The sequence below is a fragment of the Sulfurimonas sp. genome, from assembly GCF_028713515.1.
Taxonomy (GTDB): domain Bacteria; phylum Campylobacterota; class Campylobacteria; order Campylobacterales; family Sulfurimonadaceae; genus Sulfurimonas.
This window is the reverse complement of record NZ_JAQTOD010000001.1, coordinates 486,376-503,988: the sequence shown is the minus strand read 5'-3', so window position 1 is coordinate 503,988 and position 17,613 is coordinate 486,376. Positions and strand designations below refer to the sequence as shown.

The 17,613-nt window shown below is 35.4% G+C and carries 17 protein-coding genes; 5 read left to right on the top strand and 12 right to left on the bottom strand.

Annotation, left to right across the window (positions count from 1 at the left end; all coding sequences use genetic code 11):
- From PHV22_RS02550 to efp, 10 genes are all read right to left on the bottom strand, one after another.
- On the bottom strand, positions 1 to 702 hold the full coding sequence (locus tag PHV22_RS02550; protein ID WP_295020960.1) for a DUF2461 domain-containing protein: 702 nt from the start codon (positions 700 to 702) through the stop codon (positions 1 to 3).
- Between the two features lie 10 nt (positions 703 to 712).
- On the bottom strand, positions 713 to 3,838 hold the full coding sequence (gene ccsA / locus PHV22_RS02545) for a cytochrome c biogenesis protein (RefSeq protein ID WP_295020961.1): 3,126 nt from the start codon (positions 3,836 to 3,838) through the stop codon (positions 713 to 715).
- 64 nt (positions 3,839 to 3,902) lie between these two features.
- Complete coding sequence (locus PHV22_RS02540; RefSeq protein ID WP_295020963.1) at positions 3,903 to 4,187, bottom strand: hypothetical protein; 285 nt, start codon at positions 4,185 to 4,187, stop codon at positions 3,903 to 3,905.
- 61 nt (positions 4,188 to 4,248) lie between these two features.
- Positions 4,249 to 5,238, bottom strand: a complete 990-nt coding sequence (locus PHV22_RS02535; protein WP_295020965.1) for a HAMP domain-containing sensor histidine kinase — start codon at positions 5,236 to 5,238, stop codon at positions 4,249 to 4,251.
- Positions 5,238 to 6,497 carry a M18 family aminopeptidase gene (locus PHV22_RS02530; protein ID WP_295020966.1) on the bottom strand — a complete coding sequence of 420 codons (1,260 nt, stop codon included), beginning with the start codon at positions 6,495 to 6,497 and terminating at the stop codon, positions 5,238 to 5,240. Before PHV22_RS02530 ends, PHV22_RS02535 begins: the two co-directional genes overlap by 1 nt.
- A complete protein-coding gene (locus tag PHV22_RS02525; RefSeq protein WP_299945574.1) occupies positions 6,490 to 6,795 on the bottom strand; it encodes a DUF167 family protein in 306 nt (101 codons plus the stop codon). The genes PHV22_RS02530 and PHV22_RS02525 overlap by 8 nt, the downstream gene beginning before the upstream one ends.
- On the bottom strand, positions 6,795 to 7,106 hold the full coding sequence (locus PHV22_RS02520) for a hypothetical protein (protein ID WP_299945571.1): 312 nt from the start codon (positions 7,104 to 7,106) through the stop codon (positions 6,795 to 6,797). Before PHV22_RS02520 ends, PHV22_RS02525 begins: the two co-directional genes overlap by 1 nt.
- 9 nt (positions 7,107 to 7,115) lie before the next feature.
- On the bottom strand, positions 7,116 to 10,724 hold the full coding sequence (gene dnaE / locus PHV22_RS02515) for a DNA polymerase III subunit alpha (RefSeq protein WP_299945568.1): 3,609 nt from the start codon (positions 10,722 to 10,724) through the stop codon (positions 7,116 to 7,118).
- Between the two features lie 152 nt (positions 10,725 to 10,876).
- Entirely contained in the window at positions 10,877 to 11,173 is a 297-nt protein-coding gene (locus PHV22_RS02510; RefSeq protein WP_295020973.1) for a hypothetical protein, read from the bottom strand.
- A 149-nt stretch (positions 11,174 to 11,322) separates the two neighbouring features.
- Positions 11,323 to 11,889: an elongation factor P gene (efp, locus tag PHV22_RS02505; protein WP_295020974.1), complete on the bottom strand. Its 567-nt coding sequence runs from the start codon at positions 11,887 to 11,889 to the stop codon at positions 11,323 to 11,325.
- Positions 11,890 to 11,989: 100 nt separating this feature from the next.
- Here efp and tgt point away from each other — a divergent pair, with 100 nt between their 5' ends.
- Together tgt and PHV22_RS02495 are read left to right on the top strand one after the other, a co-directional pair.
- Entirely contained in the window at positions 11,990 to 13,108 is a 1,119-nt protein-coding gene (tgt, locus tag PHV22_RS02500; protein ID WP_295020976.1) for a tRNA guanosine(34) transglycosylase Tgt, read from the top strand.
- Positions 13,092 to 13,352, top strand: a complete 261-nt coding sequence (locus PHV22_RS02495) for a VF530 family protein (protein ID WP_299945563.1) — start codon at positions 13,092 to 13,094, stop codon at positions 13,350 to 13,352. The genes tgt and PHV22_RS02495 overlap by 17 nt, the downstream gene beginning before the upstream one ends.
- Positions 13,353 to 13,428: 76 nt before the next feature.
- Here PHV22_RS02495 and PHV22_RS02490 read toward each other — a convergent pair whose 3' ends face one another.
- On the bottom strand, positions 13,429 to 13,665 hold the full coding sequence (locus PHV22_RS02490) for a YdcH family protein (RefSeq protein ID WP_295020980.1): 237 nt from the start codon (positions 13,663 to 13,665) through the stop codon (positions 13,429 to 13,431).
- Positions 13,666 to 13,722: 57 nt separating this feature from the next.
- Positions 13,723 to 14,943, bottom strand: coding sequence for a dihydroorotase (locus PHV22_RS02485; RefSeq protein ID WP_295020982.1), 1,221 nt, complete (start codon positions 14,941 to 14,943; stop codon positions 13,723 to 13,725).
- Positions 14,944 to 15,115: 172 nt separating this feature from the next.
- Here PHV22_RS02485 and PHV22_RS02480 point away from each other — a divergent pair, with 172 nt between their 5' ends.
- From PHV22_RS02480 to PHV22_RS02470, 3 genes are read left to right on the top strand one after another with little or no spacing between them, the layout of a single operon-like run.
- Positions 15,116 to 15,478, top strand: coding sequence for a c-type cytochrome (locus PHV22_RS02480; protein ID WP_299945556.1), 363 nt, complete (start codon positions 15,116 to 15,118; stop codon positions 15,476 to 15,478).
- Positions 15,475 to 16,530 (top strand): lipid-A-disaccharide synthase, encoded by a 1,056-nt coding sequence (gene lpxB / locus PHV22_RS02475; RefSeq protein ID WP_295020986.1) that lies wholly within the window; start codon positions 15,475 to 15,477, stop codon positions 16,528 to 16,530. Before PHV22_RS02480 ends, lpxB begins: the two co-directional genes overlap by 4 nt.
- Positions 16,520 to 17,611, top strand: a complete 1,092-nt coding sequence (locus PHV22_RS02470) for a DegT/DnrJ/EryC1/StrS aminotransferase family protein (RefSeq protein ID WP_299945552.1) — start codon at positions 16,520 to 16,522, stop codon at positions 17,609 to 17,611. Before lpxB ends, PHV22_RS02470 begins: the two co-directional genes overlap by 11 nt.
- Positions 17,612 to 17,613 lie beyond the last annotated feature (2 nt).

Genomic DNA, 17,613 nt, shown 5'->3' with positions numbered 1-17,613 from the left:
TTAATCCTCTTTAACTCTCAAACTTATCTCATACACTATTTGCTGCAAAGGCAACATATCTTCGTATATTTTATAGAGTGTACTAATCAACAGCTCACCATCTTCTACAAGTCTAGGTTCTAAAATTTTATATGTTGCCATACCTTTATATAGGCTCATATCAGCACTTTTCATACCACTATTGAACTCCCGTGGATATTTTTTATATCCTTTTTCAACAGTACTATATCCAAGCAAATTCATCTTCTGCAATAGTGCATCCAATTCAACTCTTCTTTTCTCACTCTTTATATACTCACGGTAAGCATCGAGCATAGGTTTGTTAAACCATCTAACTCCAACCGCCACAAAAAGCTCATCTGGAGAAAAGTGCATATAAAAAGATGATTTTTGAAGCCTGCAACCACTCCAACCATTTTGTGGGATAATAATCCCAACTTTTGATTTCATAGGCTCTTTATTTGCACCCATACGACGAATATCACGGTACATCTTAAAAAGAGACTTATTTATCTTTGGTTCAGGAGTGACATTTGGCTCTAGCGCCATCAAATGCTCACCCATCTCAACCACAAAAGCCTTGGATGGATTTAATATAACTTTCTCATACTCATCTCTATGAGCCTCAAACCACTCTTTAGAGTTATTTTTACGAATAGCCTCTAAAAAAGGGATAGCACCTTTAAAACCAACAAAATCCAACTATAAACCTTTAGGCTAATTTTCTATTTCTAAATGCAAGTGCAATTACTATAAATATTATTGCATAAGTTATAGGTACAAAATCAGGAATAGGTACTGGGTCGCCTTTTGCATATGAGTGCATTCCTGCAAGATAGTAGTTCACTCCAAAGTAGGTCATAATAACTGATGTGTAAGCTAACAGAGAAATCACACTGTAGTTAAATTCAGTATAAATTGTTTTCATAAATCTCAAGTGGACTACAACTGCATAGATAAGTATAGTAACTAGTGCCCAAGTCTCTTTTGGGTCCCATCCCCAGTATCTCCCCCAACTCTCATTTGCCCAAACGCCACCTAAGAAGTTTCCAAGAGTTAAAAATGCCAAACCTATCATTAAACTCATCTCATTTATCGCATTTAGCTCTTTTATAGACGCTGATACATGCTGGTTGTTTTTATTATTTTTCAATGCAAAAAGTATGATTGTAATAAATCCAAGAAGAGCGCCAAGACCTAAAAAGCCATAGCTGGCAGTTATAACAGCAACATGGATACTCAACCAATAAGAGTTAAGAACAGGAACTAAGTTTGTAACTTGTGGATCCATCCAGTTAAGATGAGCCACAAAAAGTATAAGACCCGTCAAAATAGCCGTTGAAGACATAGCCACAGATGAGCGTTTAGCAAAGACAAACCCCGCTAATACGGTTGCCCAACTTATATAAATCATAGACTCATAACCGTTTGACCAAGGTGCATGTCCAGATATGTACCATCTAAGCCCAAGTCCTAAGGTGTGCACCGCAAAAAGCATAACAAGCAGACCTAATGCTATGTTTGAAACTAAAGAGAGTTTTATTTTAGGATTTAATATTTTTGCAAAACTTAATATAAGAAGCATAAAGCCGAGCAGGAAATATACAGGGTATATCTTCTCAAAAATATTTGTTTTGTTATAAAACATTTCTGCTTTAATTCTATTTTCAGATGGAATGAGAGACTTACCGTAAAAATATTGATACTCTACAATCTTCTCAATTGCACTATTTGCCTTACTCCAATCTCCTGTTGTAATAGCGCCATCCAGAGATGAAAAATATACAATCATAATATCTTTTACTTTTTGTGCATCTGCTGGAGTAAATGTTTGAAGTGCTTCAATAGTCGGAAACCATTTTTTTGCATGGTCGTTTGGCTTTGGCCATATTTTCATCAATGCACCAGAGTAGACAGAGTATGAAATATTTACTCTCTCATCTATTTTTAAAACAGCTTTATCAAAAAGGTCTCTATGTTTTGGCTCTTTTCTTGTTGCATTTTCAACTGCTTCGCCTAGTTTATATCCCTCTAAAGTATCTGGATTTTGAAAAAATTGCACAAAAGAGGCATATTTTGCATCAGATTTTGCACCTATAAGTCTGTTAATGACTTCATCTTTTGTGTAAATTATCTTTAGTTCTCTGTATGCCTCAGGCTTAATCATCATCCCTAAAACAACTTGATTTGGAGTTAGCTTTGAGTTTTGAATCTCTACAGATGAGCCTCTGTGCATTTTTGCTAATATCTCTGTTGAGAGCGTATCCATAGGCTTCATTCTGCCGCCACTATCTTGGATGATTAGCTTGCCAAATTTATCTGCATGCTCCTTATCAAAAGAGAGAACTGTTTTTATGATTGGATCCAACTCCTCTGCATGAGATGGAGTCAAACCAAAAAGCAGACCAACGGACAGTAAAATCCCAAGTGTTGCATTTTTACTAGCTTTTTTTGCTTTTTCTGAGAGTTTTGAAAACCTATTTTCTCTTGAAAATAGCGACCAAAACATACCTAAACCTAAAAGAAAATAGCCAATATATGTTGGTAGTGTTCCAGGGTCTTTATTTACAGACAATACTGTTCCTTTTTCATCTTGATCAAATGAAGATTGGAAAAATCTATATCCGCGATGCTCTAAGATGTTATTCATAAAGATTCTATATGGGAATTTAATATTTTGCTCGTTATCTATCAACTCAACTTCACTTGCGTAAGACGCAGGAGACATTGAACCTGGGTATCTATCTAGTTCAAATTTAAGTAATTTTACACCAAAAGGAACAGCTATCTTTTTTGAACCATAAGAGACGCCAACGACAACTCCGCCAACCTCTGTGTTAAACTCTTTTGCCATAAGTCCAGATTGTCCAAAAACCATAACATTTTTTGAAACATCACCGACCTTTATGCTGAACTCAAGAGCATCTTTTTCTGGTTGCATTGCCGTAGCTTCTGGATTTGATACAAGTTTCATGTCTGCATGTTTATAGAATTTACGAAGTACAAAATTACTTCCATTTACTCCAAAAAGTACTCTTGGAGCAAGCAGCTCTTTTTCAGTTGGAGCTAGCTGCCCCTCTTGCTTTGTATCCATTTTTAGATACTTTAGTGGCATTTCATGTTTCATATAAATATTTTCACCATCGCTAGTAAGCGAAATAACTGGACGAAGAAACGATTTACCAGACTCAAAGTCAAGCACTATGGAATCATTCTCATATGACTCACCTTTTCTAAGTTTTATTGGTTCACTGCTACCAGCTCCAGCTACCATCATCTCAAGAACTTCTAAACCACCAGATTTTGCCTCTTCAAGCTTCTCAATTGCATCTGGAATATAGTTTAGTAGTTTAACTTCTACTTTTTTATTTTCAATATTAAGAGTTGAATCTAACGAATTGTCTTTTCTTTTAGATAGATAAACTTTTGATGAAGTTGAGACATTTTTATCCCCAATTCTCGCATTTACATCAAAATACGCATCTGAACTTATCATAGTGCTTGATGTATTACCCTCTCTAATGTGCATAGTTCCCTCAAAACCAATAAAACGAGTTACTGCAGCACCTAGTACAATAATTAAAAAAGAGAGATGAAAGATAAAAATTGGGGCTTTTTTGATAGTGAACATTTTGTGATGGACTATATTGTAGACTAAATTCAAAGAGAGTAGTCCGAGCAAAACCTCAAACCATCTGGCATTATAAATCTCTGCTTTTGCAGTCATAGTACCAAAATCATTTTCAACAAATGTTGCGTATCCTATAGCAAAAGCAAAGATAAGCATCATAATTGCAGCTGTTTTGATGGAGCCTAGTGTAGATAAAAAATATTTCATAGAAATCCTTGTTTTAAAGGGGTATTCTATTGAAATTTAGATAATAAAGTGTTAAATTATGTGACTAATCAATTTTAAAAGTTATTCTAAAGTCACCGCTTTCAAGTTCAACTGCTTCATGCGAGATTGTTAGTGGAATTTTACTATAAAGTGGAAAAGGTTCATGAAAAAATATACCAACCAGTCTATCATTTTTATCATTTAGTAGTGATAATCCAACCATAGTATTTACCATCGGTTCTGGTGGTTGACATTTTGTTGCATTATACTCATAAAAAGTAAGTCCATCTTCTTCATACTTATAAAAATCCAGTGTTGCTCTTGGAACCGCTATTAACTCTCTGCTCATATTTTCTCCTTGATATTAATTGTGTTGCATTCTAACATATTTTTAAAATTATAAAATTGATTTATGCCCCTAAACTTATCTCGAAACCTTTTCTCTCTCCACTCAAAAGTTCAACACTCCCACCATGCGCCTCAGCTATTTGTCTTGAGAGAACAAGCCCCAGTCCGTTTCCTTTGATTTTTGTACTCTTAAATGCCTCAAACAACTCTTTTTTATTCTCGATGCCAACACCACTATCATAGATATAAAATTTATGAAAATTTTTATTTTTCTCATAAACTATCTCAACTACACCACTATCATTTTCATCAAGCTCAATTGCATCTATAGCATTGATTATAAAGTTTGAAAAGAGCATTTCAAGGAGATTTTTATCTGCATTTAACATAAAATTTTGCTCTGGAAATATAAATGCTATATCTTTTGAATAAGCATAATAACCAATTGCCATATCAATGGACTCTTTAAGATCACTCCAAGCAAACGAACTCATGGAAGTTTCAACTCCCTTTGAAAACATAAGCGTGGATTTTATAATTCTCTCAATTCTATAAACTGACTTTTGAATCTCCTCAACAATGGCTATATTTTCTGGAAGCACTCTTTTTTTGAGTGTTGAGCTTAAAAGCGAGATTGAGCCTATCGGATTTCGTATTTCATGGGATAGATGCGCTGCCATCTGCCCCATGGTTGCGAGGTTCTCTTTTCTTTTTTGCTCCGTTATATCCGTTGCACTCAACATATATTTATCTTTATATACTGAACTCTTAATTAGATATGAGTGAGAGTTGAACGAAAGTTCATAATCACTGTTTTTTGATTCCAAAAGCTCAACCAAATGACTAAGAGATTTAGCCTGTGAGTTTTGCAAAAATAGTGTACCGTCTTCATTGAAAACCCATATAGCATTTGGCAAAAACTCTACAATTTTCTCAACACTATCTTGCAAAAGCTCATACGAATTTTTAAGCTCAGTAAACTCTCTCTCAACCTTATATGTCTGCTCTATTAAAATATTTAGCTCATCAGCCGTTACGCTTTGCTCTTGCATTAAACACCAAAACCTAAGAGAATTTTATAGAGCGAATACGCATCATCTCTTCCGCAAAGCTCTCTTATGGAGTGCATTGCAAGCGTAGGAAGTCCAATATCAACAGTCTCAATTCCAAGTCTTGTAGCTGTGATTGGTCCTATTGTTGAACCACACGCTATATCGCTTCTTGTAACAAAATTTTGAGTCGGCTCGCCAAGTGATGAAGCAACATTTAAAAATCTTGAGACTGTTTTGGAGTTAGATGCATATCTCTGGTTAACATTTGATTTTATTACAACACCTCCGTTTATACGCGGTGCGTGATTTTGGTCATGCTTATCGGGAAAATTTGGATGGATAGCATGAGCATTATCGGCTGAAATCATGATGGATGAACGGATCATATTTACAAAATCATCATAATCAGCAAACATTTTATGCAGTGTATTTTCCAAAAATGAACCAGCCGCACCAGAGGTTGAACCGCTTCCAACTTCCTCGTGATCACTTGCAATAAAGAGCATAGGAACATCGTCACTAACACTACAAATAGCCACCATTGCAACATAGCAACTAAGAAGATTATCAAGTCTGGCACTAGCAATAAAATCATCATCCAATCCTATAAAAGACGCATTTTGCACATCATAAAAACTAAGTTCGTTTGCATATAGCTCAACTACATCATCAATGCCGTTTCTACCAAGTTCATCTCTTAAGAATTGTTCAAAATCAAACTCGCCTGCCGTTGAAACAATCGGACAGACATCTGTTTGCGGATTTACTTTTTTACTCATATGCACATCTCTATCCAGATGAATCGCCAAAGATGGAATAATTGCCATAGCTTTTTTAACATCTATGAGCGTTTCTTTGATAATATTTTGGCTATTTAAGTATGAAACTCGCCCGGCCAAAGACAAATCTCTATCAAACCATGGATTAAAAAGTATTCCGCCATAAGGTTCAACTCCAAGCTTTACCACTCCATGTTCTTTTATGATTGGATTTGGTTTTAGCTTTAGATTTGGCGAATCAGTATGAGAACCTATAATAGTATAGTTTAAACTGCCGGTATATGTAAAAGCTATGATAGAAGAGTCATTTCTAGTTACAAAATATCTCTTTCCATGCTTTAAATCCCATTTGCCAAGCTCATTAAGCTTCAAAAAACCTGCATTCTCAAACATCATTGCCATATTTCTGGTTGCATGAAAAGGCGTAGGTGAAGCATCTAAAAAGCCAAGCAAACCATCATTAAAATCATTTTTATTCATACTTAATCTCCTTTGGAAGTTTTTTCGGTGCCTTAATGCGAAGCTGTTTATGGATGCTCTCTCGTCCGTAAACGACCTCAAAATCGGATATTTTTATACCAAACTCTTTTGCTAAAAAAGCCACCATATAGTCAGTTGCCCTGCCGGCCACAGGTTGAGCTTTTACGCTTACTTTTAGTTGGTTGCCTTTTACTTTTCCTATAACATCCTTTTTAGCTGCAGGTGTTCCAAGGATATTTAAAACCAAAATATCCCCCTGCCATTCGTAAAAGAGATGCTCTAAATTTTTTGCTTTCACTAGAAAAACAGCCAAACCAGAAGTGCAAAACCTACAAGAAGATTAAACCAACTCATTCCATCTTCAAATGCCATTACCAATAACTTATAATATTGCTCTTCCAAGAGCGGTTGGGAAACCAAAAGTTGTGTTTTTGCGAACTGTGTGATTTCGGCTCCCCAGATGTATGCAACAATCTCTGGAACAATAAAAAAGAGAATAGTTCCACCTATGCCCCAAAAATTTTTTTCCGGTTTCATAGAGAGAAGCGCTTTTTGTGTGTTTGGGTTTTTAGCTATTTCAACCACTTTTGCTTTTATTTTATGTCTCATTTTATACCTCTAAGAACCCAAAACATCAATAGCATCATTGCCCTCAAGCAGAGCAACTATCTTACTATCAACCCCAATTGCTGACTCTATAACAACATTTTGAAGTTTTGAAATAATGGTTAGTTTTAGCTCTCTGTTTCCTGGATTTTGTCTAACTAAAGTGTAGAGCTCATCTAAAATCTTTGTGTCACTATCAAGTCTTATAGCCAGATGAATGGGCTCTCTTATAACTTCTCTTATCTCTTTTTTAGTTTTCTTGGTTTCTTTAGCAGCCTCTTTTAGAGTCATAATCTTGCTCACACTAACTCTTGTAAACATATCTGTTTGAGTAACTCTCGCTTTAAATGCAACAGGTTCTTGCAAATCCATCTCGTTCAGTTCATCAAGCTTGTCTGAGAAGAGCATAATCTCCATGTTTCCATGAAAATCCATAAGATTTACAATCCCAAACTGACTTCCTTTTTTGGATATTTTCTTCTGTATATCTTCAACCTTGCCTATCAAGATAACATAAGAGCCATCTTTAACATCCGGCAGTTCTGATGAGAGTGTATAATCAAGCTCACCCATCTTTTCTCTAAACTTATCAAGAGGATGTCCTGATACATAAAAACCTAAAGTCTCTTTCTCAAACTCCAAAATCTCTTTTAGTTCGTACTCTGGGGAATTTTGTAGCCTAAGCTCGACAGTAGTTATCTCTGTATCATCCCCAAAAAGACTTCCAGAAGCATTCTTTTTGGCAATAGAGGCATCTCTTGCAGTCTCAACAATAAGTTCTATCTGATCTAAAAGAGCCTTTCTGGAATATCCAAATCTATCAAAACCACCAGACTTTATGGTTGATTCTATAAATCTTTTATTTACTTTTGATGAATCTATACGGTTTACAAAATCCTGCATAGATTTAAACTCTCCCTCTTTTTCCCTTGTCTCTATAATTGAAAAAACAGCACTCTCTCCGACTCCCTTGATTGCACCTAAACCAAAAATAATCATATCTCTGTCATCTTTATTTACTGCAGAAAATTCTAAATAGGAGTCATTTACATCTGGTGGGGATAGCTCTATACCCATTCTCTTTGCTTCATCGATATAGTGAACAACTTTTTCTGTTTTATCTTTATCGGATGTTAAAAGCGCTGCCATAAACTCATTTGGATAATATGTCTTAAGCCACGCAGTCTGAAAAGTAACCATAGCATAAGCTGCCGAGTGAGATTTGTTAAAACCGTATCCGGCAAATTTTTCAATCAAATCAAAGAGTTTAGAGGCTTTGTCATAATCATAACCCTGTTTTTGTGCTCCGGAGGCAAACTCATCATTAAAAACAGACATATCTTTTTTCTTACCCATCGAACGACGGATGATATCTGAATATCCGAGAGAAAATCCACCAATAGTTTGAACAATCTGCATAACCTGTTCTTGATAAACGATGACCCCATAGGTGTTTTTAAGTATCGGCTCCATAGCATCAAATGTGTACTCAATTGCCTCTCGCCCATGTTTTCGCTCTATAAAACTATCAAGCATCCCAGACTCCATAGGTCCTGGTCTATATAGTGCTAAAACCGCAATCAAATCCTCGAAGTTATCTGGTTTTAACCTCTTGTTTAAGTCCTGCATCCCAGAACTCTCTATCTGGAACATCCCAACAGTGCTACCGCCTTGAATAATTTCATAAACTTTTGGATCATTCTCGTTTATCTCATACCAATTCACTTCCTTGTTGTATCTTCTTTTTACAAGCTTTATGGCATTATCTATAACATCAAGGGTCTTAAGACCCAAAAAGTCGAACTTAATTAAGTCAACATCTTCAAGATAGTTAAGTGAGTATTGGGTTACAAATGTAGTGTCGCCTGATGGTTTATATATGGGAGTTTTTTTCCAAAGTTCTTCATTTGATATTACGACACCGGCTGCATGTATGCCTGAGTTTCGTTTTAAGCCTTCTAGTTTTTTAGCAAATTCCCAGACTCTTTTTGCATTTACATCACCCTCTATCAACTCTGCAATTTTAGGCTCTTTTTGAAAAGCTCCCTCTATAAACTCGCCTTTTTTCTCTTTACCGTTTAGTGTAATACCTAGTTCATCAGGGATAAGTTTTGCCATTTTATCGGCTTGAGAGAGTGGCATATCAAGGACACGGGCGACATCTCGAATAACCCCTTTTGCTAATAGAGAACCAAAGGTGATGATTTGAGCAACTTGATTTCGCCCATACTTCTCAACTACATAATCAATAACTTCCCCACGGCGAGCCTGCATAAAATCCATATCAATATCGGGCATACTGACTCGTTCAGGATTTAAAAATCTCTCAAAAAGCAGTTCATACTTCATGGGGTCAATATCCGTGATGTCAAGAGAATAAGCAACCAAGCTACCAGCCGCACTTCCCCGTCCCGGTCCGACAGCTATGCCTTTTTCTTTTGCAACTTTAACAAAATCCCAAACTATAAGCATATATCCTGGAAATTTCATGGAGTTGATAACATTCATCTCAAACTCTAATCTTGCTATATACTCCTCATGTTTTTCCTGCGGCACATGCTTTAGTCTGTTTTGAAGCCCGATTTTACATCTATATATAAAATACTCTGCATCGTTTTTATCGGCACTGCTTTTCCAAGCTCTTTTTTGCTCTTTTGTTGCGTTGGCATCTAGCTCTTCATCATCCAAACTATCAATATCTAAGCCATCATCTTTAGCATACTCTTGTGTAAATTTAAAATTGGGTGGGATTGGATCTCCAAGTTTTAGCTCTAAATTACATTTGTTCACTATATCTTGTGTATTTGCTATGGCTTCTGGAATATCGGCAAAAAGCCTAGCCATCTGCTCGGGGCTTTTTAGATAAAACTCATGTACTGAGTGACGCATACGATTTGGGTCATCATAAAGTTTATTCATGCCGATACACATAAAAGCCTCATGATACTGAGCATCATCAGGATAAGTGTAGTGAGTGTCGTTTGTCGCAACTACTTTTATATCTAGTTCTTTTGAGATGCGAAGTATCTGCTCGTCTATATAAAGCTGATCACCAATCCCATGACGCATAATCTCTAAGTAAAAATCATCTCCAAAAATTTCTTTATACTCTTTTGCTACTTTTATAGCCCCATCATAACCAAGTGCACCGTTTCTAACATTTCTATCATTTGCCAAATTTAAATGCCAATTAACCTCGCCCTGCAAACAAGCAGAGGAACATATAAGCCCCTCCGAGTGCTCGCGAAGTTCGTTTTTATTTATACGCGGAAAATAATAAAATCCATCTATAAATGCTTTTGATGAGAGATACATGAGATTCTCATAACCTATTTGATTTTTAGCATACAAACAGATATGAAACCGCTGTTTTGTGCTCTTATCATCAATAGTTTCTCCGTTATGGATATATCCCTCTATTCCAATAATCGGCTTAATATCAGCTTCTTTCATCTGTTTATAAAAATCAATTGCACCAAACATATTTCCATGATCAGTCATAGCAACAGAGTTCATACCGAGAATTTTTAGTTGTTTAACAAGATTTGTGAGTTTGTTTGCACCGTCTAAAAGAGAGTATTCAGTGTGCAGATGCAGGTGTGTAAATAGCTGGGTGCTCATGAGAGATTAACCTTTTTTATATCTATTTGTTGATTTTATAAGAGATTGAATTATAGTGATAATGACTTAATATGAGGTAATGAGTAGAGTTCAACAATGTTATAAAGCTATGAATATATTTTTTTGTTGAAGCATGAAAACTAGAACACACTTCAACTTACTATTAAAAAATATTTTGTTAGAATCAAAAAATAGCTTGTAAAAAACTTACTTTTTCTGAACATAGATTCTACACCAACCCTCTGGATTAATTGTGCCTTCAACCATCTTACACTCTTTGGTTTGTGAAAGAAAATAGGTACAAGTTGCACATTTTTTCCATCATTTGGCATATCTTGATACTTGAATGTTGCTTTTGGCACTTTCGCATAAAGTGGAGTTGTACTCCAAGTTACCAAACCTAACATTGCTGCATACTTTAAAAAAACTCTTCGCGATAAAGCTTCCATAACACTATCCTTTTATAAAGTAATTTAAACTCAAAAAAAACAATATTCCTGCTGCTCTTAAATTATAGTAAGTTTTTATATTTAGATAGTTATTGAAAGATTTGTGCAGTTAAATGTTTTGGAGGTGAGAAATCTCACATCCAAGATGGTTATTTTACTTTTTCTAAATACTCACCATCAACCGTATTTACTCTGATTGTATCGCCTTCTAACACATGATAAGGCACTTGAACAACCGCTCCACTCTCAAGAGTTGCTGGTTTTTTACTTCCGCTTGAAGTATCACCTTTAAAGTTTGGTGGAGTCTCTGTTATAACAAACTCCATAACCTCAGGAGCAGAAACAGAGATAGCATTACCTTTATAGAAAATCATATCAACACTAATGCCATCTTTAAACCATTTTGAAGCATCATCACACTGATCATATGAGAGAGGAATCTGCTCATAAGACTCGTTATCCATAAATTGGAACGATTCACCATCGTCATAAAGATACTGCATAGTCTTAAAAGTTATTTCAGGAACTTCAAATTTATCACCTGCGTGAACAGTTTTTTCAACAACTTTACCATTTAAAAAACTCTTCACCTTCATACGAACAAACGCTGCACCTTTGCCCGGTTTAACATGTTGAAATTCCACCACTTTATATGGTACTTCGCCTATAATAAGACGAACATTTTTCTTAATATCACCCATTCCGATAGTTGCCATAAACACACCTTTTGTAGAAACAATTTTCGTGATTTTACATAAAAGAGCCTTAGAATGGTATAATATGACATATTTTAAAATAAATAGGATTCTAACAATTATGCAATTTACACTAGATGCCACCTCAAAAAATGCAAGAGCTTGCACCATTGTAACTGCTCACTCAACTATAAAAACCCCAGTATTTATGCCAGTTGGAACACTTGGAAGTGTTAAATCTTTAGATATGCAAGATGTAGTTGAACTACTAGGCGCGGAGATAATCCTAGCAAATACCTACCATATGTATCTTCGTCCAGGTGATGCAACTGTTGCAAAGATGGGTAAACTTCATGGATTTACAACTTACCCTAAAAGCTTCTTAACAGACAGCGGCGGTTTTCAGGCATTTAGTCTTAGTGGCATAAGCAAACCAAAGGCTGATGGAATTGAGTTTCGTAGCCATATTGATGGAAGCAAACATTTTTTTACACCAAAAAAAGTTATAGACATTGGACACAACCTTGGCTCTGATATCATGATGATACTTGATGATTTAGTTGCTCTTCCTGCAACGCAAGAGAGAATCGCGCTAAGCATTGAAAGAACTACTGCATGGGCAAAAGAGAGTATTGAATACTTTAGAGAGAAGCAAAAAGAGGGCATTGGATGCGAGCAAAATATCTTTGCAATCATTCAAGGCGGAACAGATAAAGCTTTTCGTACAAAAAGTGCAACTGAACTTTGCGAGCTTGATTATGATGGTTTTGCTATCGGCGGTCTTAGTGTTGGCGAATTAAACAACGAAATGTATGACACAGTAGAGCACACAACAAAATATATGCCAAAAAATAAACCAAGATATCTAATGGGTGTTGGAACTCCAGAGGATTTAATAGAAAATATCGAAAGAGGCATCGATATGTTTGACTGCGTTATGCCAACAAGAAATGCCAGAAATGGAACACTTTTTACCTCTTTTGGCAGACTGAACATCAAAGGTGCTATCTTTAAGGAGGATGAGGCTCCTGTTGATAGCGAGTGCAAATGCCTTACATGTCAGAGATACTCAAGAGCATATCTAAACCATCTTTTTCGTGCTCGTGAATTGACATATTTTAGGTTAGCTACTATCCATAATCTTCACTACTACCTCAACCTTATGAGAGAAGCCAGAGAGGCGATTTTAGAGGATAGATACAGTGAATTCAAAGCAGAATTTTATGCAAAAAGAGGCTAATATGCAAGAAGAAAAAGGTGTACAAAAAAAACCAACAAATCCGCTCCATGGCATGACTTTAGAGAAAATCTTGATTATTTTAGTTGATCATTATGGCTGGGAAGAGCTTGGAGAACGCATCAATATACGATGTTTCAAGATGGACTCATCCATAGGTTCATCACTTAAATTTCTAAGAAAAACAGATTGGACAAGAGCAAAAGTAGAAAAACTCTATATTGATTCAATAAAAAAGTTCAAATAATGGAGAGTGGGAGTGAAGTTTTAAAAGATAGAAGTGTTTAGAAAAATTTAGATTTATAATCCTCCAAAAGGATGGATTATAAACTATGCTCTTTTTTGTATGCCATCAAAATACTATACGCTTCATCTTTTAACATTAGCTTCTCTTTTTTAAGAACTTCTAGTTCCATATCCGTTAATACTAACTCTGAGTTTTCAGCTTTTGTTATTTTGTCATCAAGCTCATTATGTTTATGAAAAATTTTCATAAAATGAGCATTCTCAGACTCTTTCTCTTTCATGTGAGTAATAATATCGCGATATTCATGTAGCATTTGCGTTCCTTAATTTTTTTGAAATATTATCATATCTATATTTAATCCATCCAACACTCAATTAAATTTAGTAACTTTCTCACCTTGAAAGCTCATCATGACAACTCCACTTAGCTCTTCACTATCATACAAAGATTGTTGATGCTTTATAACAATGTTCTCTTTTGGGTTAAAAAGTAAAGCATTTACACTCTGCCCTACTTTTATCACTCCTCCACTAAGCCCTATTGAATCTGCTGGATTTTTAGCGCAAAGTTCAACGAGTTTACTCATGGAGATGATTTCACTCTTTACTAGTTTTGTATAGTAAATAGAAAGTGCATGATGTAACCCATCACAACCATAAGCGGCATCATAAAATGCTACCTCTTTATTTACTACAGAACTTGGTCGATGAAGTGTCGTTAATAGATCAATTTGACTATTTTTCAGCGCTTCAATCAGCTCCAATCTATCATTTTCACTAGCTAATGGTGGATTTAATTTTGCAGTGGTGTTGAAATCTCTACAAGCTTCATCTGATTTTACTAAATGATGGATTGAAACTTCACATTTAACATCTACACCATCTTTTTTTGCTTGACTTATTAAGTAGATTGAACGAGGGGATGCTATTGCTTTAAAGAGGATTCTTATTTTGAAATGTCTCGCTATTTCTATCATACGAGAGACATGTAGAACTTCGCTCAAATCAGGTATGCCGGCTAAACCTAAAGAGAGACTAACATCTCCACCCAACATTACACCGCTACTAGCAAGCGAGTTATCTTCTGCCTTACAAAATAGTGTAACGCCGTACATTTGACAATATTGAGCAATCCTAATAACTAAATCATTTTTAGCAGTTGTACTCACAAACGGTGCAACTGCTCCTCTTTTTAAGAGTATAGCAATATTACTCAGTGTGGCATCACCCTTTAATGTATTTATCATCAAATCAACTTTTGCACCTTTTAATCCATCAAGTCCATTTTGAGCAAACTCTAAAACTATCTCATCATCTATTGCAGGTTTACTATCTGCATTTAAAATAATATGCCCTATCCCGCCATTAAGAGCTTCATTTGAAATAGTTTTTATATTTTTAGTATTGAGTGTGGAGTCTTGAACTCTTATGTTTGTGTCCATCAGAAGCGGTATAAAATACGCACCATCAGCATCTATGATGTTTGAATCCCTTAAACCAGAAGCGATTTCAGTTATTAACCCTGCATCTATCCGAATATCCGCTCTTCTTTCGCCATTCGCATCACAAACTATCGCATTTGATATTACCATTTCAATCCACCTTAGATATATTGTTGAAATTATAGCAAAGAGTTTTCTCAAGCATATAGTTACTTATTCTAATTTTTTTATATATAAAAGTTTGAGTTAAATATTGCGACACTGTATTTAAATGGCAATATAGATATAATTACAAATATATTAAATTTACAAAGGTTAAGAGTTGCGTTTTTTTGTTTTGTTATTCCTATTCTTTTTATCTGTTAATGCGAATCAATCCTATGATGATGGCAAAGCTGCATATATGCAAAAAGGGTGTAACGGATGCCATGGCAACAGAGCTGAAGGGCTAAATGAGTATCCAGCTTTAGCTAATCGTGACAAAAAATATATGACATATAAACTAAAGAGATTTCGCTCTAAAAAATCTGACAATCAGCAACAGGAGATGATGGTTCCTTTTGCTGTTAATTTAAGCAACAAAGACATAGATAATCTAACAACATTTATGCGTGATTTTAAAGAGAAAAAAATTAGTAAAAAGTATAACGACAGTTTTATAAGAAGTGGAGATGGTGGTTCATGAAGATACTTGTTAGTGCATTAGAGCACTCTGCAAATCTGCATCTTAAATCTTTAAAAAAAGAGTTAAGTGATGATGTGGAGTTTATTGGCATCTTTGATAAAGAGCTTGGCGAGAGCATAGTTGATCTAAGAAGTTTAGCGATCATGGGATTCGTTGATGCTATAAAAAAATTACTATTTTTCATAAAATTAAACAACAAAATGGTTGATTTAGCAAAAGATGTAGATAAAGTTCTGCTTATAGACTCATCTGGTTTTAACCTTCCCCTTGCCAAAAAAATCAAGAAAAAGTATCCAGACAAAGAGATAATTTACTACATTTTACCTCAAGCTTGGGCTTGGAAGAGCGGGCGGATTTCAGTTCTAGAAAAAACCATAGACCATCTTGCTTCAATTTTACCTTTTGAGAAAGATTACTACTCAAAAACTGCACCCATAACTTATGTTGGACATCCTCTTCTTGATCAAATTACAAATTTTAAAGAACATTTAAGCCCTAAAATAGAGCATATTGCTTTTATGCCAGGGAGCAGAAAGGGTGAAATTAGAAAATTAATGCCAATTTTTATAGAGCTTCAAAAAAAACTAAATGTCAAAGCAACAATCATCATACCAAAGCACTTTTTAGAAGAAGAAATAAAAGAACTATATGGTAATATTTCGGGTTTTAAAATAGCCCATGATGCACACAAAACGCTTTATGAAGCTGATTTTGCGTTTATTTGTAGCGGAACGGCTACACTTGAAGCATCACTTATTGGGATACCTTTTATACTAACTTATATAGCTAAATCACTCGACTACTTTATAGCGAGCAGACTTGTGAAGCTTAACTACATAGGACTTAGCAATATAATGTTTGATAAGTTTCAAAATAGAGCCTTGCATCCTGAGTTTATTCAAGATGATGTAACTCTCGAGAATCTTATCAAATCTTTCAATGAGTATGATAGAAGTAAATTTTTAAATGATTCAAAATCACTAAGAACTTATCTAAAACATGGCAGTTCAAAAACAGTAGCATCAATAATAGAGGATAGAAATGAAGATTAATTTTATAGACTTACAAGCACAGTACAAAGAGTATAAAGATGAGATAGATAGTGAGGTTTTGGAGGTTTTTTCCTCTGCACAATTTATTGGTGGTGAGAAACTGAACTCGCTAGAGAGAAATCTTTCAGAGTATACAGGTTCAAAACATTCGATTGGCTGCAGTAGTGGAACTGATGCGCTTCTTCTTGCTTTAATGGCGCTTGATATTGGCGTTGGCGATGAAGTTATCACAACTCCTTTTACTTTTATTGCAACTGCTGAAGTTATCGCGCTTTTGGGTGCAAAGAGTGTTTTTGTAGATATTGACGAGACTAGTTACAACATAGATGTTACTAAAATTGAGAGTGCAATAACAAAAAATACAAAGGCTATCATTCCTGTTTCACTTTATGGTCAATGTGCAGATATGGATGCCATCAACGCCATAGCAGACAAACACAATATCCCAGTTATCGAGGATGCATGCCAAAGCTTTGGCGCAACTCAAAATGGTAAAAAATCTTGCAATCTCTCAACCATCGGATGCACTAGCTTTTTCCCATCAAAACCGCTTGGTGCTTATGGTGATGGCGGGGCGATTTTTACAAATGATGATGAACTGGCTTCAAAAATGAGAATGCTTTTAAATCATGGTCAGAATGAGAGATACAAGCACAAGTACATCGGCATAAACGGTCGTCTTGACGCAGTTCAAGCGGCAGTTCTTGGAGTAAAGCTTAAACATTTTGACAAAGAAGTAAGATTGAGAGATGAGATTGGAACAAGATACAGTGATCTTTTAAAGGGTTCTGATGTAATAACTCCAAATATCGCACCCCAAAACAAAAGCGTATTTGCTCAATATTCAGTAAGGGTAAAAGATAGAGAGGCGATGATTGCAAAGCTTAGTGCTTGTGGCGTTCCAACTGCTGTTCACTACCCGCTTCCGCTTCATCTTCAAGAAGCATTTAAAGATTTGGGCTATAAAGAGGGTGATTTTCCAGTGAGTGAGCTTGTCTCAAAAGAGATTATGTCACTACCAATGAGCGCTTATTTGAGCAAAGAAGAGCAAGATTTCGTTGTTCAGACAATTAAAGGTTAATT